The organism is Streptomyces iconiensis (assembly GCF_028657195.3).
In the GTDB taxonomy this organism is placed as follows: Bacteria; Actinomycetota; Actinomycetes; order Streptomycetales; family Streptomycetaceae; genus Streptomyces; species Streptomyces iconiensis.
The window spans coordinates 16,679-34,443 of record NZ_JANCPR020000064.1 but is presented as its reverse complement, the minus strand read 5'-3'; the positions used below and the strand labels follow the sequence as shown (position 1 = coordinate 34,443).

General features: G+C 71.6%; 15 protein-coding genes. 6 read left to right on the top strand and 9 right to left on the bottom strand.

Annotation, left to right across the window (positions count from 1 at the left end; genetic code table 11):
* Positions 1-4: 4 nt before the first annotated feature.
* Both NMN56_RS38470 and NMN56_RS38465 read right to left on the bottom strand, forming a co-directional pair.
* Positions 5-1,459, bottom strand: coding sequence for a metallopeptidase TldD-related protein (locus NMN56_RS38470; protein ID WP_274044590.1), 1,455 nt, complete (start codon positions 1,457-1,459; stop codon positions 5-7).
* On the bottom strand, positions 1,456-2,997 hold the full coding sequence (locus tag NMN56_RS38465) for a TldD/PmbA family protein (RefSeq protein WP_274044589.1): 1,542 nt from the start codon (positions 2,995-2,997) through the stop codon (positions 1,456-1,458). Before NMN56_RS38465 ends, NMN56_RS38470 begins: the two co-directional genes overlap by 4 nt.
* A 258-nt stretch (positions 2,998-3,255) precedes the next feature.
* On the opposite strand from NMN56_RS38465, the gene fabG reads away from it, so the two are divergent.
* Positions 3,256-3,960, top strand: a complete 705-nt coding sequence (fabG, locus tag NMN56_RS38460) for a 3-oxoacyl-[acyl-carrier-protein] reductase (protein ID WP_274044587.1) — start codon at positions 3,256-3,258, stop codon at positions 3,958-3,960.
* Between the two features lie 2 nt (positions 3,961-3,962).
* Positions 3,963-4,733: an enoyl-ACP reductase FabI gene (fabI, locus tag NMN56_RS38455; protein WP_274044586.1), complete on the top strand. Its 771-nt coding sequence runs from the start codon at positions 3,963-3,965 to the stop codon at positions 4,731-4,733.
* Positions 4,734-4,907: 174 nt separating this feature from the next.
* Here fabI and NMN56_RS38450 read toward each other — a convergent pair whose 3' ends face one another.
* From NMN56_RS38450 to NMN56_RS38420, 7 genes are all read right to left on the bottom strand, one after another.
* Positions 4,908-6,293 carry a UbiD family decarboxylase gene (locus NMN56_RS38450; RefSeq protein ID WP_274044585.1) on the bottom strand — a complete coding sequence of 462 codons (1,386 nt, stop codon included), beginning with the start codon at positions 6,291-6,293 and terminating at the stop codon, positions 4,908-4,910.
* A gap of 130 nt (positions 6,294-6,423) precedes the next feature.
* Positions 6,424-7,362 (bottom strand): amidohydrolase family protein, encoded by a 939-nt coding sequence (locus NMN56_RS38445; protein WP_274044584.1) that lies wholly within the window; start codon positions 7,360-7,362, stop codon positions 6,424-6,426.
* Complete coding sequence (locus tag NMN56_RS38440; protein WP_274044583.1) at positions 7,359-9,614, bottom strand: molybdopterin cofactor-binding domain-containing protein; 2,256 nt, start codon at positions 9,612-9,614, stop codon at positions 7,359-7,361. The genes NMN56_RS38445 and NMN56_RS38440 overlap by 4 nt, the downstream gene beginning before the upstream one ends.
* A gap of 275 nt (positions 9,615-9,889) precedes the next feature.
* Entirely contained in the window at positions 9,890-10,612 is a 723-nt protein-coding gene (locus NMN56_RS38435) for a GntR family transcriptional regulator (RefSeq protein WP_274044582.1), read from the bottom strand.
* 162 nt (positions 10,613-10,774) lie between these two features.
* Positions 10,775-12,313, bottom strand: coding sequence for a nucleobase:cation symporter-2 family protein (locus NMN56_RS38430; RefSeq protein WP_274044581.1), 1,539 nt, complete (start codon positions 12,311-12,313; stop codon positions 10,775-10,777).
* 363 nt (positions 12,314-12,676) lie between these two features.
* On the bottom strand, positions 12,677-14,095 hold the full coding sequence (locus NMN56_RS38425; RefSeq protein WP_274044580.1) for an amidohydrolase family protein: 1,419 nt from the start codon (positions 14,093-14,095) through the stop codon (positions 12,677-12,679).
* A 69-nt stretch (positions 14,096-14,164) separates the two neighbouring features.
* The gene (locus NMN56_RS38420) at positions 14,165-14,887 is read right to left on the bottom strand and encodes a FadR/GntR family transcriptional regulator (RefSeq protein ID WP_274044579.1); all 723 of its coding nucleotides are present in this window, start codon (positions 14,885-14,887) and stop codon (positions 14,165-14,167) included.
* A gap of 23 nt (positions 14,888-14,910) precedes the next feature.
* On the opposite strand from NMN56_RS38420, the gene NMN56_RS38415 reads away from it, so the two are divergent.
* The 4 genes from NMN56_RS38415 (at position 14,911) to NMN56_RS38400 (ending at position 17,703) form a co-directional block, all read left to right on the top strand.
* On the top strand, positions 14,911-16,332 hold the full coding sequence (locus NMN56_RS38415; protein WP_274044578.1) for a CynX/NimT family MFS transporter: 1,422 nt from the start codon (positions 14,911-14,913) through the stop codon (positions 16,330-16,332).
* A 17-nt stretch (positions 16,333-16,349) separates the two neighbouring features.
* Positions 16,350-16,466, top strand: coding sequence for an SGM_5486 family transporter-associated protein (locus NMN56_RS38410; RefSeq protein WP_274044577.1), 117 nt, complete (start codon positions 16,350-16,352; stop codon positions 16,464-16,466).
* Positions 16,467-16,806: 340 nt separating this feature from the next.
* On the top strand, positions 16,807-17,031 hold the full coding sequence (locus NMN56_RS38405) for a hypothetical protein (protein ID WP_274044576.1): 225 nt from the start codon (positions 16,807-16,809) through the stop codon (positions 17,029-17,031).
* A gap of 156 nt (positions 17,032-17,187) precedes the next feature.
* On the top strand, positions 17,188-17,703 hold the full coding sequence (locus NMN56_RS38400; protein ID WP_274044575.1) for a SixA phosphatase family protein: 516 nt from the start codon (positions 17,188-17,190) through the stop codon (positions 17,701-17,703).
* Positions 17,704-17,765 lie beyond the last annotated feature (62 nt).

The window sequence follows — 17,765 nt, the reverse complement described above, 5'->3', positions numbered from 1 at the left end:
AGTACTAGACGCCCCGGCTGACCGAACTCATGTGGAAGTCGGGCACCCGCAGCGCGGGCATCGCGGTGTGGGGGAACCACTCCGCCCACTCGCGCGCGAGCGTGCGTTCCGTGCGGCCCGCCTCCGTGGCGCGCGAGAGCAGGCCGAGCGGGGACTCGTTGAAGCGGAAGTTGTTGACCGTGCCCGTCACCTCGCCGCCCTCGACCACATGGACACCGTCCCTGGTGAGCCCGGTCAGCAGCAGCGTCGCCGGGTCGACCTCGCGGAGGTACCACAGCGACGTCAGCAGCAGGCCGCGCTCCGTGCCCGCCATCATCTCCTCCAGCGACCGCGCGGGGCGGCCTCCCGCAGCGCACTCCAGCAGCAGGTTCCCCGCGGCCGGCGCCGGCGGCAGCCCCGTCAGGGCCGCGTCGTGCCGGGAGGCGCGCAGCCGGGACAGGACGCCGTCCCTGATCCAGTCCGTGGGGGAGAGGGGCAGCCCGTTGTCGAACACGGAGGCGGGCGCACTGCCGGGTCCGCCCGCGCTCGGCGCCTGCCCGCCGGAGGAGTACGCGAGCAGGAACGGCGCCGTCTCCAGGCCAGGCGCGTACGGGTCGCTGCGCAGCGACAGTGGCAGCTCCGACAGCCGCTCGCCGACGCGGGTGCCACCGGCCGCCGCACTGAACGCCGTACGTCCCTCGGCGGCCTCCCGCGCCGAGGCCGACCACATCTGGTAGACGAGCAGATCGGCGACGGACGTCGGGGGCAGCAGTGTCTCGTAGCGCCCGGCGGGCAGTTCGACGCGGCGCCGCGCCCAGCTCAGCCGTACCGCCAGCTCGGCCTCCAGCTCGCTCAGCTCGGCGGGGCCCAGGTCTGTGAAGTCCCGTGTGGCCCGGGCCGCCCAGGACGAGGCGCCCAGCGCGGGCGACTTGGCGTTGAGCGTGAGGGTGCCTTCCGGCTGGTCGTGCCGCAGCCGCAGCCCGGCCGAGGTGCCCAGATAGCTGGAGACCGTACGGTGCCGCGCGAAGCCGTACAGCGTCCGCCCGCCCGCACGGGCCCGCGCGAACGCCTCGCCCAGCGCGGGGGCGAGGCCCGCGAAGACCGCGGGCGAGGTCCTGGCGGGCGGCTGCGTGAAGTCCGGGGCCAAGGGCGCCCCCTCGACCAGTGGCATCGCGTCCTCAGCCGGGCCCGCCGCACGTGCCGCCGCCTCGGCGGCCCGTACCAGCGGCTCCAGTTCCTCCTCCGTCACCCCGTCCCGGGAGACGACGCCCGAGGCGGCCCCCTGTGCCGAGCCCGCGACGGCGACGACGGTGAGGGTGCGCCCGTGCGTGAACCCGTTGGTCGTCAGCTCGTTGCCTGCCCAGCGCAGATGGACGCAGGAGCGCTCGTCGGCGATCACCACGCAGCCGTCGGTCCTGGAGAGCGCGAGTGCCCGCTCCACGGTCTCGTGCGGTCTCCCGGCACTTACGCGTCCGCTCATCGGCCCGCCTCCCGTGTGGTGTTGAGCACGTTCACGCCGCGGAAGAGCGCGGAGGGACAGCCGTGCGAGACGGCGGCGAGCTGTCCCGGCTGTCCCTTGCCGCAGACGAACGAACCGCCCACCACGTACGTACCGGGGCCGCCCACCGCCTCCAGCGAGTTCCAGAAGTCCGTGGTCGTCGCCTGGTACGCCACGTCGCGCAACTGCCCGGCGAGCCTGCCGTTTTCGATCCGGAAGAAGCGCTGGGCCGTGAACTGGAAGTTGAACCTTTGCTGGTCGATCGACCATGACCTGTCCCCGACCACATAGATGCCGCGCTCCACCCCGGCGATCAGCTCCCTGGTAGAGGGCCCCGCGGGCGCGGGTGCCAGCGAGACGTTCGCCATCCGCTGCATCGGCGCGTGCCCGGGGGAGTCGGCGAAGGCGCAGCCGTTCGACCTGCCGTCGCCCGCGAGCCGCGCGGTGCGCCGGTCGAGTTGGTAGCCGACCAGCACACCGTCCCGTACCAGGTCCCAGGACTGCGCCTCGACGCCCTCGTCGTCGTAACCCGTCGTCGCCAGACCGTGCGGCGACGTGCGGTCGCCCGTCACCCGCATCGCCTCCGAGCCGTAGCGCAGTGTGCCCAGCAGGTCGGGCGTCGCGAACGAGGTGCCCGCGTACGCCGCCTCGTGGCCCAGGGCCCTGTCCAGCTCCGTCGCGTGGCCGACCGACTCATGGATGGTGAGCCAGAGATTGGAGGGATCCACCACCAGGTCGTACGTTCCCGGCTGGACGGACGGCGCCCGCAGCTTCTCCTCCAGCAGCCCCGGCATCCGCTCCAGCTCCGCCTCCCAGTCCCAGCCCGTGGCGGCGGAGGCGCCCGACAGGTACTCCCAGCCGCGCGCGGTGGGCGGCGCCAGGGTGCGCATGGTGTCGAAGCCGCCGGGGCCGCCCAGCGCGACGGCGGTAAGCAGCGGCTGGATGCGCACCCGCTGCTGCGTGGTGACGGTTCCCGCCGTGTCGGCGTAGAACTTGCACTCCCGTACGGCCCGTACTCCCGCGTCCACGTGTGCGACGCCGGGAGCCGTCAGCAGCCGTCTGCTCCAGCGGGCCAGCAGCGCGGCCTTCTCGTCGTCCGGCACCTCGAACGGATCGGTCACATACGCCGACACCCACTCCCGCTCCCCGTGCACGGGCTCAGCTGCCAGCTCCACGCGGGCGCCGCCGTGCACGCCCGCGCCCCGTACCCGTACCGAGGCCGTCAGCAGTGCCATCTCCACCGCCCGTTCCGCGACCCGGGCCGCCTCCCGCGGCAGCAGGTCGACGCCGGAGGCGAACCCCCACGCGCCGTCCAGCACCACCCGCACGGCGAAGCCGGAGTCCGTGGTGTCAGCGGCGCCCGAGGTGCGCGCGTCCCGGAGTTCCAGCGCCGACCTGCGCACCTTCTCCAGCCGGAAGTCCGCGTGCGAGGCACCCAGCGCCAGGGCGCGGGAGAGGGCCGCGTCGGCGAGCGGGCGCAGCGGCAGGGCGGTGAACGTCTCGTCCAGTGCGGTGGCCACAGGGAAGTCGTACCCCCGAATTCTGTAGGGATCCCACAGGTCCCCGCGCGGGCCCCTGTCCGTGCCCGATTCCCCTCACGTGACGGTCGCCGGATAGGTTCTCTTTGCGACGGACAGCGACCCGAGCACGCACAGCACACAAGCACAACACGCACAGCACACAACACGCACAGCACACAAGACGCACAGCGCACAAGACGCAGCGCACACAAGCACAGCAAGCACGGCAACATCAGAAGCAGAAAGGGTGGTCACACCTTGAGCCGCTCAGTGCTCGTCACCGGAGGTAACCGCGGCATCGGCCTCGCCATCGCCCGCGCCTTCGCCGAGGGGGGCGACAACGTCGCCGTCACCTACCGCTCCGGCGAGCCGCCGGAGGGCCTCTTCGGCGTCAAGTGCGACATCACCGACCCGGAGCAGGTGGAGCGGGCCTACAAGGAGGTCGAGGAGAAGCAGGGCGCCGTCGAGGTGCTCGTCGCCAACGCCGGGATCACCCGCGACCAGCTTCTGCTGCGCATGTCCGAGGAGGACTTCACCTCGGTCGTGGACACCAACCTCACCGGCACCTACCGGGTGGTCAAGCGCGCCTCGCGCGCCATGCTCCGCGCCCGCAAGGGACGCATCGTGCTGATCTCCTCGGTCGTCGGGCTGATGGGCCAGGCCGGACAGGCCAACTACGCCGCTTCCAAGGCGGGCCTGGTGGGCTTCGCCCGCTCGCTCTCGCGCGAGCTGGGCTCCCGCAACATCACCTGCAACGTCGTCGCACCCGGCTTCGTCGACACCGACATGACCCGCGTGCTCACCGACGAGCAGCGCGCCGACATCGTCAAGCAGGTTCCGCTGGGCCGCTACGCGCGGCCCGAGGAGGTCGCCTCCTCGGTGCGATTCCTGGCGTCCGACGAGGCCGCGTACATCACTGGAGCCGTCATTCCTGTCGACGGCGGATTGGGCATGGGTCACTGAAAATGAGCGGAATCCTCGCCGGCAAGCGCATCCTCGTCACCGGTGTCATCACCGACGGGTCGATGGCCTTCCACGCCGCGAAGGTCGCCCAGGAGCAGGGCGCCGAGGTCATCCTCACCGGCTTCGGCCGGCTCTCCCTGGTCGAGCGCATCGCCAAGCGGCTGCCCGAGCCCGCGCCCGTGATCGAGCTGGACGTCAGCAACCAGGAGCACCTGGACACGCTGGCCGACAACGTACGCGCGCACTGGGGCGCCGACGCACAGATCGACGGCGTCGTGCACTCGATCGCCTTCGGCCCGCAGGGCGTCTTCAACTTCCTTGAGGCCGACTGGGAGGACGTCTCCACGGCCCTGCATGTCTCCGCCTACTCGCTGAAGTCGCTGACCATGGCCTGCCTGCCGATGATGCCGGCCGGCAGCTCCGTCGTCGGCCTCACCTTCGACGCGCAGACCGCCTGGCCGAAGTACGACTGGATGGGCGTCGCCAAGGCCGCGCTGGAGTCCACCAGCCGCTACCTCGCCCGTGACCTGGGTAAGAAGGGCATCCGCAGCAACCTCATCGCGGCCGGGCCCATCAAGTCCATGGCGGCCAAGTCCATTCCGGGCTTCGAGGAGCTGGCCGACGTGTGGAACCACCGCGCTCCCATCGGCTGGCAGCTGGACGACCCGGACCCCGTCGGCCGCGGCGTCGTCGCGCTGCTGTCGGACTTCTTCCCGCGCACCACGGGCGAGATCGTCCACGTCGACGGCGGCGTGCACATGATGGGCGCATAGCGCTCCGCTGTTGGGCGCGCAGCGCTGCACGGTTGTGCCCCTCGCGGAATCCGTGCGGCTGCCGGTCCTCCGTGGCCGGTCGCGCAGTTCCCCGCGCCCCTTCGGGCGCACCGGACTTCGTCGAGCGCTTCGCCCAGTCCTACGACGGCCCGTCGGCCGCTCGGCCCGAGGTCCTCACCTCCCGTCGAGCAGGCGGCGGGCCGTCCGCGTGCTCGACGGGTCGATCCGGATACGGGTGCCGTCGAAGTCGGGGCTCCTGGTGGCGTCGAGGGCCATCCGGGAGGTGGTTCCGTCGGCCGAGGAGGACGGGTCGAGCGGGCTGCCGGGAAGCCCGTCGACGACGAACACGTCCCGGTGCGGCTGGAGGTGGGCCGCCACCGCCCACAGCACCTCCTCGTCGCGGGCGAGGTCCACGTCCTCGTCCACCGCGACGACCGTCTTGAGGTACGGGTCCCAGCCCAGCAGCCCCAGCATGATCTGCCGCGCCTGGCCAGGACGGCTGTGGCGCAGCGCGACATACGCGTGGAAGTGCGTGCCCGACGTCGGATAGTGCAAGGCGACCACCTCGGGGAAGCGCTCCTTCAGCTTCGCCGCCATCTCGGACTCGCGGGGGATACGGGCCAGGTTGAGGTGCTCGGCCGTGTTGCCGCCCACCACGTCCAGCAGCAGCGCGTCGCACCGGCGCAGCACGGTGCGCACGGTCAGTACGTTGTTGGTCGAACGGTCGGAGGAGTAGCCGGAGAACTCCCCGAAGGGCCCCTCCTCCGCCCTGCGCCCCGGCACGATCTCGCCCTCCAGCACGATCTCGGCGCTCGCCGGCACCCGTATCCCGTGCCGCGGCGTACGCACCACGCGCAGCGGAGCGCCGAACAGGCCGCCGGCGAGGGTCCGTTCGTCCGTTCCGGGGCCCACCCTGGCCGAGGCGGCCAGCAGGAAGAGCGGGTGCGCGCCGATGACCATGGCGACGGGGAGCGCCTCGCCGCGCTCCTCGGCCATACGCAGCAGCTGCCACAGGTGCCCGCGCGAGTGCAGGCTCGTGGCCAGTTCGGTGGGGGTGTGCACCATGGCGCGGTGGTAGCTGAGGTTCCCGGCGCGTCCAGCGGGCGCGTAGGCCGGTGCCTCGGCGGTGATGATGCCGCTGGTGATGTACGGCGCCCGGTCGGAGGCGAAGTGGCGGATCAGCGGGAGCCGCGTCAGATCCACCTCGTCGCCCTCGGCGATGCGGTCGAACACGGGCCCTGCCGGCACCACTTCGGGCTCGACCGCGCGTGCGGCTGCCGCCTGGTAGGCGTCGTGCAGTGCGGACGCCGGCGCGCCCAGGAGGCGGGCGACGCGCGGGCGCGAGGCGAACACGTTGGTGACCAGGGTGGTGTCCAGGCCCGCGATGTCGGGGCACACCAGCATCTCGGAGCGTCCACGCGCCTCCAGTTCGAGGGCGAGGGCCGCGACGTCCTGGCCCTCGATGCGCTCCTTGACGGTGAGTACGTCGTCGGGGTGGCGTTCCGGATAGTCGCTGAGAAAGTCCCGCAGATCCTGGGAGACGGTGCCGTCGCGCTGCATACGGGGCGTCCACTTCCGCGCGTAGGGGCGAGGGGTGAGGGGGGAGAGCGGCGAAGAGGGATGAGCGGTGAAGGGGGACGAGCCGTGACCGGGGACGAGGGGGCGGGGGAGTGCCCGCCCCCTCGGTGGGTCACGTGCGCGCCGCGGCCTTCGCCGGGTCGAGCGTCGCGTAGGTGTCCGTCAGCCGCAGCTGGGACTCCTCCTCGTCACGCGGCGGGGGAGTGGGCTTGAGGCCGAGCAGCTTGGCCATGTTGTTGCCCAGGTACCCCTCCAGGTGCTCCTCGGACAGGTGCATGCCCTGCGGCGGCGGTCCGCACAGCACCTCCAGCTCGCGTGCCCACATGCCGGGCTCGTTGGGCGGGGAGTCGGTGCCGAAGACGAGCTGGTGCTTCTCCATCTGCTGTGCGAACTCCACGATCCGGGACTGGAGCAGCCAGCCGGACTCGCCGTAGACGTTGGGGGAGTCGAGGATCATGTAGAGCGCCTCGAAGCAGTAGACCCCGCCCGTCTGTACGCCGAAGTGCGCCAGGATGAAGTTGACGTCCTTGAACTCCCGGATGATCGGATAGAACTGCGTCGGGATCGAGTACGGGCCGTCGCCGGTGTGGATGAGGACCACGAGGCCCAGTTCGTCGCAGACCCGCAGCACGGGGCGCAGCCAGTCCAGGGCACGGTCGGGACGGTAGGCGTGCATGTTGGCATGCAGCTTGACCATCTTGTAGCCGTATTCCTTGACGTGGAACTCCAGCTCCTTCGCGCCGTTCTCGGGCCCGAAGCGCGGGTTGTACATGAAGTTGCCGATGAACCGGTCCGGATAGCGCTGCACCAGTTCGGTGATGTACGCCATGTAGTCGCGGATCCCCTCGCGCCCTGTGCGCATGCCCTCCTGCCACACGCTGTTCCCGGGCGGCGGCATGATGCAGCCGTAGTCGATGCGGCGCGGCTTCCCGTTGATCATGTAGGGGCCGTCCATCATGTCGAGCGTCCGCTCGCCGGTGAACGGGCTGCCGCTGTGCCGCCACGCCTGGTCCACCTTGTTGGTGGGGTGCATATGGGTGTCGATGATCACGGTGCTGTCCTTTCTGTGCCGGTTGCTGTGCCGGTGACGAGGTCGTCGGGACGTACCGGGACCCTGGCCAACTCCAGCCCTGTCGCGTCGCGCAGGGCGTTGGCGATGGCCGGCGTGGAGGACAGGGTCGGTGGCTCGCCCACTCCGTTCAGGCCGTAAGGCGAGTCGGGGTGGGGGAGTTCGAGGAGGTCGATGGGGACCGAGGGCATGTCGGCGATCGTGGGGATGAGGTAGTCGGTGAAGGACGGGTTGCGCAACCGCCCCTTCTCCAGCCGCAGTTCCTCCATCAGTGCGAGGCCGAGGCCCTGTGCGCTGCCGCCCTCGATCTGGCCTTCGACGGCCAGGGGATTCATCGCTTTGCCGACATCCTGCGCCGTGGCCAGCTCGACCACCTTGACCAGGCCCAGTTCGACGTCGACGTCCACCACAGCGCGGTGCGCGGCGAAGGCGAAGGCGATGTGCGCGTCCCCCTGGCCGCGCTCGGGGTCGACGGGAAAGGTGCGCCGGTGCGCGTACTCGAACCCGGCCTCCACCGGGCCGGCTTCGAGCAGCTTGCCCAGGGGGCCCTCGCCGCGTTCGGCGCGCAGTCTCTCGCGTACGGCCTCGCAGGCGCCCTTGACGGCGCCGCCGCTCATCCAGGTGATGCGGGAGGCCGAGGAGGAGCCGGTGTCGCCCACGGAGGTGGTGGCGGGCAGGACGACGACATGCTCGACACCCAGTTCCGTCCGCGCGATCTGCTCCTGCACGGTGACGATGCCCTGGCCGCACTCGGCTGCTGCCGTCCGGATCTCGGCGACCGGCTCGCCCGCTGCCAGGGAGAGCCGCACCCGGGCCGTCGAACGGTCGTCGACACCACCGGAGAAGCCGATGGCCTTGACGCCGATCGCGTAGCCCACGCCGCGCCGTATGCCCTCGCCGTGCGAGGTGTTGCCGAGGCCGCCCGGTATCGCGAAGGCGTCGCCCGCCTCGGCCTGCGCGGGCAGCGGGCGCTCGCGCAGGCGCCGTATCAGCTCGGCAGCGGGCGCGGGCCCGTCGACGGCCTGCCCCGTCGGCAGGACGGTGCCCGTCGTCATCGCGTTCCGTATCCGCAGCTCGGCGGGGTCCACGCGCAGCGCACGCGCGAGCTTGTCGAGGTTGGACTCGACGGCGTAGCAGGACTGCACGGCGCCGAAGCCCCGCATCGCGCCGCACGGCGGGTTGTTGGTGTGCACCGCGTACCCGTCGATGGCGACGTGCGGCACCTCGTAGGCGCCGGCCGCGAAGTAACTGCCGTTGGCGATGACCACCTGCGAGGTGGAGGTGTAGGCACCGCCGTCGAACAGCAGCCGCGCCCGCACGAACACGAGCCGCCCGTCGGCCGTAGCGCCGTGCTCCAGCCGGATCCGCGCGGGGTGCCGGTGCACATGCCCGTAGAAGGACTCCTCCCGCCCGTAGGACATCTTCACCGGACGGCCCGTACGCAGCGCCAGTATCGCCGCGTGGATCTGCACCGACACGTCCTCGCGCCCGCCGAAGGCGCCGCCCACCCCCGACAGCGTCAACCGCACCTTCTCCAGCGGCAGTCCGAGGCAGGCCGCCATCTGCCGCTGGTCGTCGTGCAGCCACTGCGTGGAGACGTACGCCTCCACGCCGCCGTCCTCCGCGGGCCGCGCCAGCCCCGCCTCGGGCCCGAGGAACGCCTGGTCCTGCATGCCGACCTCGTACTCGCCCGACACCACGACCAGAGCCGGCGCCCCCTCACGTGCCCCGTCCTGTGCCCGGGCCGATGCGCTGTCCGGGTCGCCGTGCCGGATACGGATGTGCCGCACCACCTGCCCGGCGGCGAGCGCCGCCTCCGCTTCCGTGACCGGCGGGGTCTCCTCGTACACGACGCGGATCAGCTTCAGTGCCCGGCGCGCTGTCTCCGGATGGTCGGCCGCCACGAGCGCGACCGGCTCGCCCTGATACCGCACCTCGTCCCGGGCCAGCACCGGCTGGTCCGCGACCTTCATGCCGTACAGCGGCTGCCCGGGCACGTCCTCGTGCGTGAGCACCGTGACCACGCCGGGCAGGGCCAGCGCAGGTGCGATGTCCACCGCCACGATGCGGGCCGAGGGATGCGGGCTGCGGAGCGTGGCGCCCCACACCATCCCCTCGTCCTCCAGATCCGAGGCATAGGCGAACTCGCCACGCACCTTCAGCCGCCCGTCCGGGCGTTGAGCGCTGGTCCCCACACCTGTGGCGTGCGGGGCCGCTGTGGTCGTGGTGCTCATGTTCACTTCCCTTCTCGGGGAGGATCGGTATTCCGGTTCGCGCCGGGCCCCGGCCACCAGGGGCGCGGGGAACTGCGCGCCCGGCCGCGACGAGCCCGAGGCCCGCGACGCACCGTCAGGGGCACCCCGGACCCGACACGCTGGCGGGGCCTGGCCACCAGGGGTGCGAGGAACTGCGCGCCCGGCCACGACGAGCCCGAGGCCCGCGACGCACCGTCAGGGGCACCCCCCACCCGACACGCTGGCCGGCCCCGCCCCGCCCCGCCCCGCCCGCACTAACCCACAGGCCGAACCCCGGCACCGGGCCCCGAGGGGTCCGGCCCCGAGGCGACGGTCTGCGACAGCCGGACCCGCAGCCGCGCGATGTGCTCGCGCGCCGCGCGGTCCGCCGCCTCGGGGTCGCCCGAGGTCATCGCGGCGAAGATCCGCCGATGCTCCTCCAGCGCCAGCCGCGGCGCCTCGGGACTGCGCCACAGCGCGTGGAGCGCGAGATGCGCCTTGCCCTGGATGGTGTCGAGCGCGGCCGTCAGATGCGGGTTGCCCGCGACCTCGCGGATGAGCCGGTGGTATGCCATGTCCATCTCGACATGCGCCTGTTCGCTGTCGTCGGCGGCGAGCACGCGCTCGTGCTCGGCGAGCAGGGCGCGCAGTTCGCCGATGCGGGTGGCGTCGAGCCGCTCGGTCGCGAGGCGTGCCGCGAGGCCCTCCATGACCTCGCGGACGGTGTAGAGCTGGCGGATGTCCTCCACGTCGACGGTGCTCACCTCGGCTCCCCTGTGGACGACGTGGGTGGCGAGACCGTCGTGGATGAGGCGCTGCACGGCCTCGCGTACGGGGCTGCGGCTGATCCCCATCTGGCGGGCCAGCTCCGGGACGGAGAGCGCGTCGCCGGGCCGGAGGCGGTTGGCGAGGATGGAGCCCTTCAGCTCCTCGTACGCCTGCTCGGCCAACAGGGCCCCGCCGGCGACCCTGTTGACGGCGCGCTCCAACGGTGACATCTCACACTCCTTGCTGTGTCGAGCGCCGTCTCAAGCGCTGCCTCAAGCGGGGGCCGGGAACTGAAGCGGGTCGGGGACTCGGGCGGGTCGGTGACTCAGTCGGGCTGGTGACTCGGCCGGGCTGGTGACTCGGCCGACTGGTGACTCAAGCGAGTTGGTGACTCAAGCACCCTGATGCGGTGCGTCCTTCGCATGGATTTCATGTTGCATGTAATCCCCGGGTGCGTCAACGCCCCGCGACGCCTCAACTGCCCCTGGATCATGGCCAGTTGGCTCTGGATCACGAGAAGCTGCCCCCGGAGCGTGCAGAGCTGAGCGCGCACGAAGCCGCCCCGGCAGCTTCATGTGGTGGAAGAAGACATTGAGGAAGACGGCGCTGAGGGTGCCGAGGACGATCCCGCTCTCGAACAGCGCATGCAGCTGCTGCCCCGGCATCTGCTCGGCGAACTGCGGGAAGGCGGTGGGCAGGAAGCCGATGCCGACGCTCGCGGCGACCACGATCGTGTTGCGCTGGTCGTGCAGGTCGGCCTGGACGAGGATCTGGACGCCCACGACCGCGATGGTGGAGAACAGCACGATCGTGGCGCCGCCCAGCACGGACGCCGGCATGGCGGCGATGAGCGCGCCGACCTTCGGCATCAGGCCCAGCAGCATCATGATCGCCCCGGCGGATGCCACGATCCAGCGGCTCTTGATCCGCGTCAGCCGCAGCAGCCCGATGTTCTGCGAATAGACCGTACTGGGAAAGGAGTTGAGCCACCCGGCGATGGCCGTGGCGAGCCCGTCGGCCCGCAGCGCACGCGTGAGGTGCTTCTTCTCCACTTTCCGTTCCACGACCTCACCGACCGCGAAGAACTGCCCCACGCTCTCCACCGCGATGATCACCATCACGAGCATCACGCTCATCACCGCGACCGTGTCCCAGCGCGGAGCCCCGTAGTGCATCGGCGAGAGCAGCCCGAACCAGGAAGCCTCGCCGATCCCCGAGAAGTCCGCCTTGCCCGCCGCCGTCGCCACCAGCGTCCCGACCAGCAGTCCCAGCAGGACGGCGACCGTGGCGAGGAACCCGCGCGAGACCTTGTGCAGCAGCAGGATCACCACGAGCGTGACGCCGGCGAGGCCCAGGTGCTCGGGGCTGCCGAAGCCCCGCGCCTCCGGATCACCTCCGCCCACCTGTTGCGCGGCGACGGCCAGCAGCGTGATCCCGATGATCGTCACGATGGTGCCGGTCACCAACGGCGGGAAGAAGCGCACCAGTTTGCTGAAGACCGGCGCGATGAGGAAGAGCGCGAGCCCCGCCGCGATCACCGCGCCGAACACCGTCGGCAGTCCCGCCCTGGCGCCGCCCGCCGCGATGCCGACGGAGACGAGTGTGGGCACGGCCGCGGTGGACGTGCCCTGGACGACCGGCAGTCTGATGCCGATGCCCGGCAGCCCCACCGACTGCAACAGCGTGGCGATTCCGCAGGTCAGCAGCGAGGCGTTGATGAGGTAGCCGATGTCCTGCGCGGGCATGCCGATGCCCTTGGCCACCAGCAGCGGCATGACGACGGCGCCGGCGTAGAAGGCGAGCACGTGCTGCAGGCCGTAGACGCCCAGCCGCCACACCGACGGGACCTCCTCCACGGGGTCACGCTCCCTGACGGCGGCGCCCGGCGGCGTTCCTGATGACGGATGGCTTCCGGAAGATGTGCGAGCCATGTGCGGTCTCCCTCCTCCCGCCGGCGACCGGCGGGGGCTTCCTCGCGCGTACGTGGCTTCGGCGTGCACGCGCGTACGGGACTGCTGGCTGCACGCGCGTACGAGCCTCGGCATGCACGCGCGTACGGGACTACGAGCCGTACGAGCCAGCCGTACGAGCGGTACGAGCCAGCCGTACGAGCGGTACGAGCCAGCCGTACGAGCGGTACGAGCCAGCCGTACGAGCGGTACCGGGAATACGGGCCGTTCGAGCCGTACGCGACTACGAGCGGTACGGGACTACGGGCCGCACGAGACGTACGCGCGAACCGAACCCCCGGCCGTGCGGGCCCTGTTGACGGACGTGACGGACGTGACGGCCCCTCAGTCGGCCCACGGGACGCACAGTCCCGCCAGCCCCGCGCGCGCGACCAGCCGTTCGGCGCGCTCCTGCGCCTCGGCCAGCAGCGCCTTCTCGTCGACGAGCACGCACCGCCCGTCCTCGAACACGACCCGGCCGCCGACCACCGTCAGCTCCACGTCGGATCCCCGCGCTGAGTAGACGAGCGCCGCCACCACGCGGTGCAGCGGGCGCAGATGGGGCCTGTCGAGCGCGACGACGGCCACATCGGCTGGTGCTCCGGCCACGAGCGTGCCGGCGCCGAGCCCCGCGTAGGCGCCGCCCTCTCGGGTGGCCAGCTCCAGCGCCTCCTCGCAGCGCACGGAGGCCGGATCGAGCGTGCGCAGCCGCTGTGCGAACAGCGTCTGCTTCATCACCTCGAACATGTCCTGCCGATGCCCGCAGCTGGGCCCGTCCGTGCCCAGTGCCACGGTCGCCCCCTCCCTACGCAGGTCGCGCAGGCGTGCGGTCCCGGAGGCCAGGTAGGCGTTGGACGTCGGGTTGTGCGCCACGGCAGCGCCGCTGCCGCCGATCTCGCCGACCTCGAAGTCGTCCAGCCAGATGGCGTGCGCGAGCGTAGCGCGCTCGTCCAGCAGCCCTTCCCTGGCCAGCCACTCCACGGGCCGTACGCCATGAGCCGCCAGATAGCTCTCGGGGTCCTTGGCGCCTTCCGAGCAGTGCGTGTGCCAGCGGGTACCGAAGGACTCGGCCAGCTCGACGGCGCCGCGCACCAGGTCCTGACTGCCGTAACTCAGGTTCAGCGGTGCGGGCCAGATCTCCACCGCCGAGCCGGGCGGGCGCTGTTGCATGCAATCACGGGTGATCTCCAGCTCCTCCGCGTCGGAGTAGCGGTGCAGTTCCTCGGGCAGCCCGCGCAGCTTGGCGATCTCCGTTCTGCTGCCCGCCATTCCGCGCGCCACGGCGCCGCGCAGCCCGGCGGACTCCAGCGCCTGCGCGACGGCGAGGACGGATCCCGCGTCCGTCGGCGCGTAGTGGTTGTCGACGACGGTGGTGATGCCCGAGCGCAGTGCCTCGACGGCGCCCAGCGTGGCGGCGACCCGCGCGTCCTCCGTGTCGACGGCGATGGCGTAGGGCCACATGAATTCGCTGAGCCAGGGCCAGATGGACAGGCCCTCGCCCAGGCCGCGCGCGAGCCCCTGGAAGAGATGGGTGTGCCCGTCGGTGAAGCCCGGCAGCACGGCTCTGTCCCGGCAGTCGACGACGCGGTCGGCCTCCCAGGCGCCGTCGATCTCGGAGGCGGGTCCGACGGCCGCTATCAGGCCGTCCTTGAGGGCGAGCGAGCCCGGTTCATGGACGGTCCTGCGGTCGTCCATGGTGAGCAAGTGGCCGCCCGACAACAACAGTTCGCAGCGCATGAAGTCCCCCAGAGGACTCGGTGGCATATTGAATGTTGCATGTAACGTAGGGCGGCTCTCGGCCCTGTCAAGGGTTCGCGTCGTGGCGGAAAACCGTCACCTGGACGGCGTTCCCGTGCAGTGCGACCACTCCGCCGTGTGCGAGGCGGCCTCCCGCGAGGCCGCCTCCGAGTCGCCCGCACGGATCGCGTCCAGCAGCCGCGCGTGATCCATGTAGCCCTCGGGGCGCAGCTCCTCGCCCACGTCCTCGCGCAGGAAGTCGCGCAGCACCTCGGCCAGATCGGCGTAGACAGCGGCGAGCACGTCGTTGTGCGAGGCGGCCACCACACCCAGATGCAGATTCCCGTCGGCGTCGACGAACCGTTCGGCGTCCCCCGACTCCCACGCCACCTCGCGCCGTGCGAACAGCCCGTCGAGCTGCCGCAGGTCCTGGTCCGTACGCCGCCGCGCGGCCAGCCGTGCGCCCGCCGTCTCCAGCGCGGAGCGCAGCTCCGCCACATGGCGCAGATCGGCACCGGCGAACCTGCGGTGCATCACCCCCGCCAGCTCGCTCGTCGCCAGCACATAGGTGCCCGAGCCCTGCCGGATGTCCAGCAGCCCGTTGTGCGCGAGCGCCCTGACGGCCTCGCGCACGGTGTTACGGGCCACGCCGAGCTGCTCGACCAGCGCGCTCTCGGTCGGGATGCGGCTCCCGACGGGCCACTCGCCCGAGGCGATCTGATGCCGCAGCGCCGCGATGACCTGATCGGCCAGGGGTGCGCGCTGGAGCGCCGGAAGTGCGGGCGCCGAGGGTGGGGAAACGGATTGGCCGCGATTCATCCCATCATTCTATGATGGCCAACATGGCCATGGCAGACAACGACCGCACGGATTCCCCGGATTCCCCGGATTCCACAGGTCTACGGACCCGCACCGCACCCGAGACCCCGACTCAGGGCCCCACGGCAGCTCAGGGCCCCACGGCGCCGCCGCCCGTCCCGGGCGGCACGGAACCCACTGGGGCGGCGGCCCCGCGCTGGGTGCTGCGCTTCGTCGCCATCGGCCTCGTCATCGCCGCGCTCAACCTCCGCCCCGCGATCTCCGGACTCGGCCCGCTGCTGGAGGAGGTCCGCCACGGTCTCGGGATGAACGGCACCGTCACAGGGCTGCTCACCTCCGTCCCCCCGCTCTGCTTCGCGATCTTCGGCGGCCTCGCGCCCCGCCTCGCCAGGCGCTGGGGCCCGGCGACCGTGGTGCTCGCCGGCATGGTGGCCATCACGGCGGGGCTGGCGCTGCGCCCCTTCGCCGGTGGCACCGTCACCTTCCTCGCCGCAACGGCGCTGGCCCTCGCGGGTATCGCCGTGAGCAATGTGCTGATGCCCGTCGTGGTCAAGCACTGGTTCCCCGACCGGGTCGGCTCCATGACGGGGCTCTACTCGATGGCGCTCGCTCTCGGTACGGCCTGCGCGGCGGCCGTCACCGTGCCGATGACCGAGGCGCTGGGCGGCAGTTGGCGCGTCGGCCTCGGCGTCTGGGCCGTGCTCGGCGTCTGCGCCATGGTCCCGTGGGCCGTCGTCTTCCGCGATCCGTCGGCCCGCGCCCCCGAACCGCAGGCCGCGCAGGAGGCCGTGCCCGAGGAGACGGAGGAGGGCGAGGCCCGTACCGAATCCCGCTCCGGCGCCCAGCGTACCTCCGGGGGAGCGGCACTCCGCATCGGCAGGTCACCGACCGCGTGGGCGCTCGGCGTCTTCTTCGGGCTTCAGGCTTCGGCTGCCTACATCACGATGGGCTGGATGCCCCAGATCTTCCGGGACGCCGGTGTCTCCGCCTCAGCGGCCGGAGTGATGCTCGCCGTGATCATGGGCATGGGCGTACCGCTCTCCTTCGTCCTGCCGAAGATGGCGGCGCGCATGCGGCACCAGGGCCCGCTGGTCCTCGCGCTCGGCATGTGCGGGCTGATCGGGTACGCGGGCCTGTGGTTCGCGCCCGCCGCGGGGGCGTGGCTCTGGGCGGTGGTGCTCGGCGTCTCCAACTGCGCCTTCCCGCTGGCCCTCACCATGATCGGCATGCGCTCGCGCTCCAGCGCCGGAGTCGTCAAGCTCTCCGCCTTCGCGCAGAGCACCGGTTACCTCATCTCCATACCCGGACCGCTGCTCGTCGGCGCCCTGCACGACGCCAGCGGCGGCTGGAAGGTCCCGCTGCTGCTGATGACCGGCTTGATGCTCGCGCAGATGGCGACCGGCCTCCTCGCGGGCAGGGACCGGGTCATCGAGGACGGACGCTGAGTGCGACACTGGCTGACATGCCAGTGCTCGAACCCAACCCGCCCAAGCCTCAGAAGAAGCTGCTGCTGATCTTCGGCGTGATGATCGCTGTCACCGTTGTCATCGGCGTGATCGCCAGCATCGCGGCGCCCTGACCGACGCCCCCCTGTACCTGCCCCTCAGGCTCCGTCGCGGCCCCGTGACTCCGTGACCGTGACCCCGTGGCCGTGAGCCCGCGACCCCGTGACCCGGCGCGGCCCCCGAGGACCGTGCACCCGGTCGGCCCTGCCCTCTCCCATGAGGGCACGCGCGGGGCTCCCCGCCGGGCCCCCGCCGACCTGCTCCGTCACCGCAGGGGTGGGGCTGGCACCACCACCCCCTAGGGGGTCAGGCTCAGGGGTAAGTGGGTGGGTCACCGGATGGGGCGCCGCCCCCGCCTTCCGTACCGTCGAAGCACAAGGACGACGGAGACCGACGGAACGGGAGGCGAGCGCCATGAAGGCTCCCGCACATCGCACGACAGGCAAGAGCCGGACGCGCACGGCCGCGGGCAGCGCGCAGACGCGGCTCCCCTGGTGGGTGGTGGTGCTCCCGGCGCTCGGCTTCGCCCTCTTCTTCGCCCTGCTGCTCGGCGGGGGACAGGCGCACGCGGCCCAGCAGGCATCCGAGAACCCCCTCCTCGCCTTCCTCCTCCACGTGCGGGACGCGCTGCTCGGCTGAGTGCGCACCGTCGCTCGGCCGGGTACGCACCGGCGGCCGGCCGGGTACGCGCCGCCGCTGAGCCGAATGCCCCCGGTGTCACCGTCCGTCACCCGTGCCGGGGAGGCCGCCCAACACCCCGCGCCCGGCAGCGCGTTTCATGCGAAGCTGGGACACATGAGCGTCGATGTGCCCCGCAGTATCGTCCTTCTCCGGCACGCCAAAGCCGACTGGCCCCAGGTGGCGGACCACGACCGGCCCCTCGCTGAGCGAGGCCGCCAGGACGCCCCCGCGGCCGGCGAGTGGCTCGCCGAGCACGGCATCAGTCCGCAACTCACCCTCTGCTCGACCGCGACCCGCACACGTGAGACCTGGAAGCTCGCAGTCCATCAGCTCCCGCACCGCCCCAAGACGGTGTACGAGGACCGGCTCTACGAAGCGGCACCGGGCCAGATCATCGAAGTGATCAACGAAACCCCGGACGACGTACGGGACTTGCTGGTCATCGGCCACAACCCCGGCATGCAGTCCCTCGCCGACGTGCTCGCCGGCACCGGCGACAGCGAGGCGCGCGCCCGGATGTCACGCGGCTTCCCCACGGCCGCCCTCGCGGTGCTGCGCTTCAGCGGCCCGTGGAAGTCCGTGGAACCGGGCACGGCCGAACTCACCCACTTCTGGGCCCCGCACGAATGAGACCGCAGCGCGGCTCCGCCTGAAGGAGCCCCGCACGGTGGTGACGAGCCGCACAACGGTGA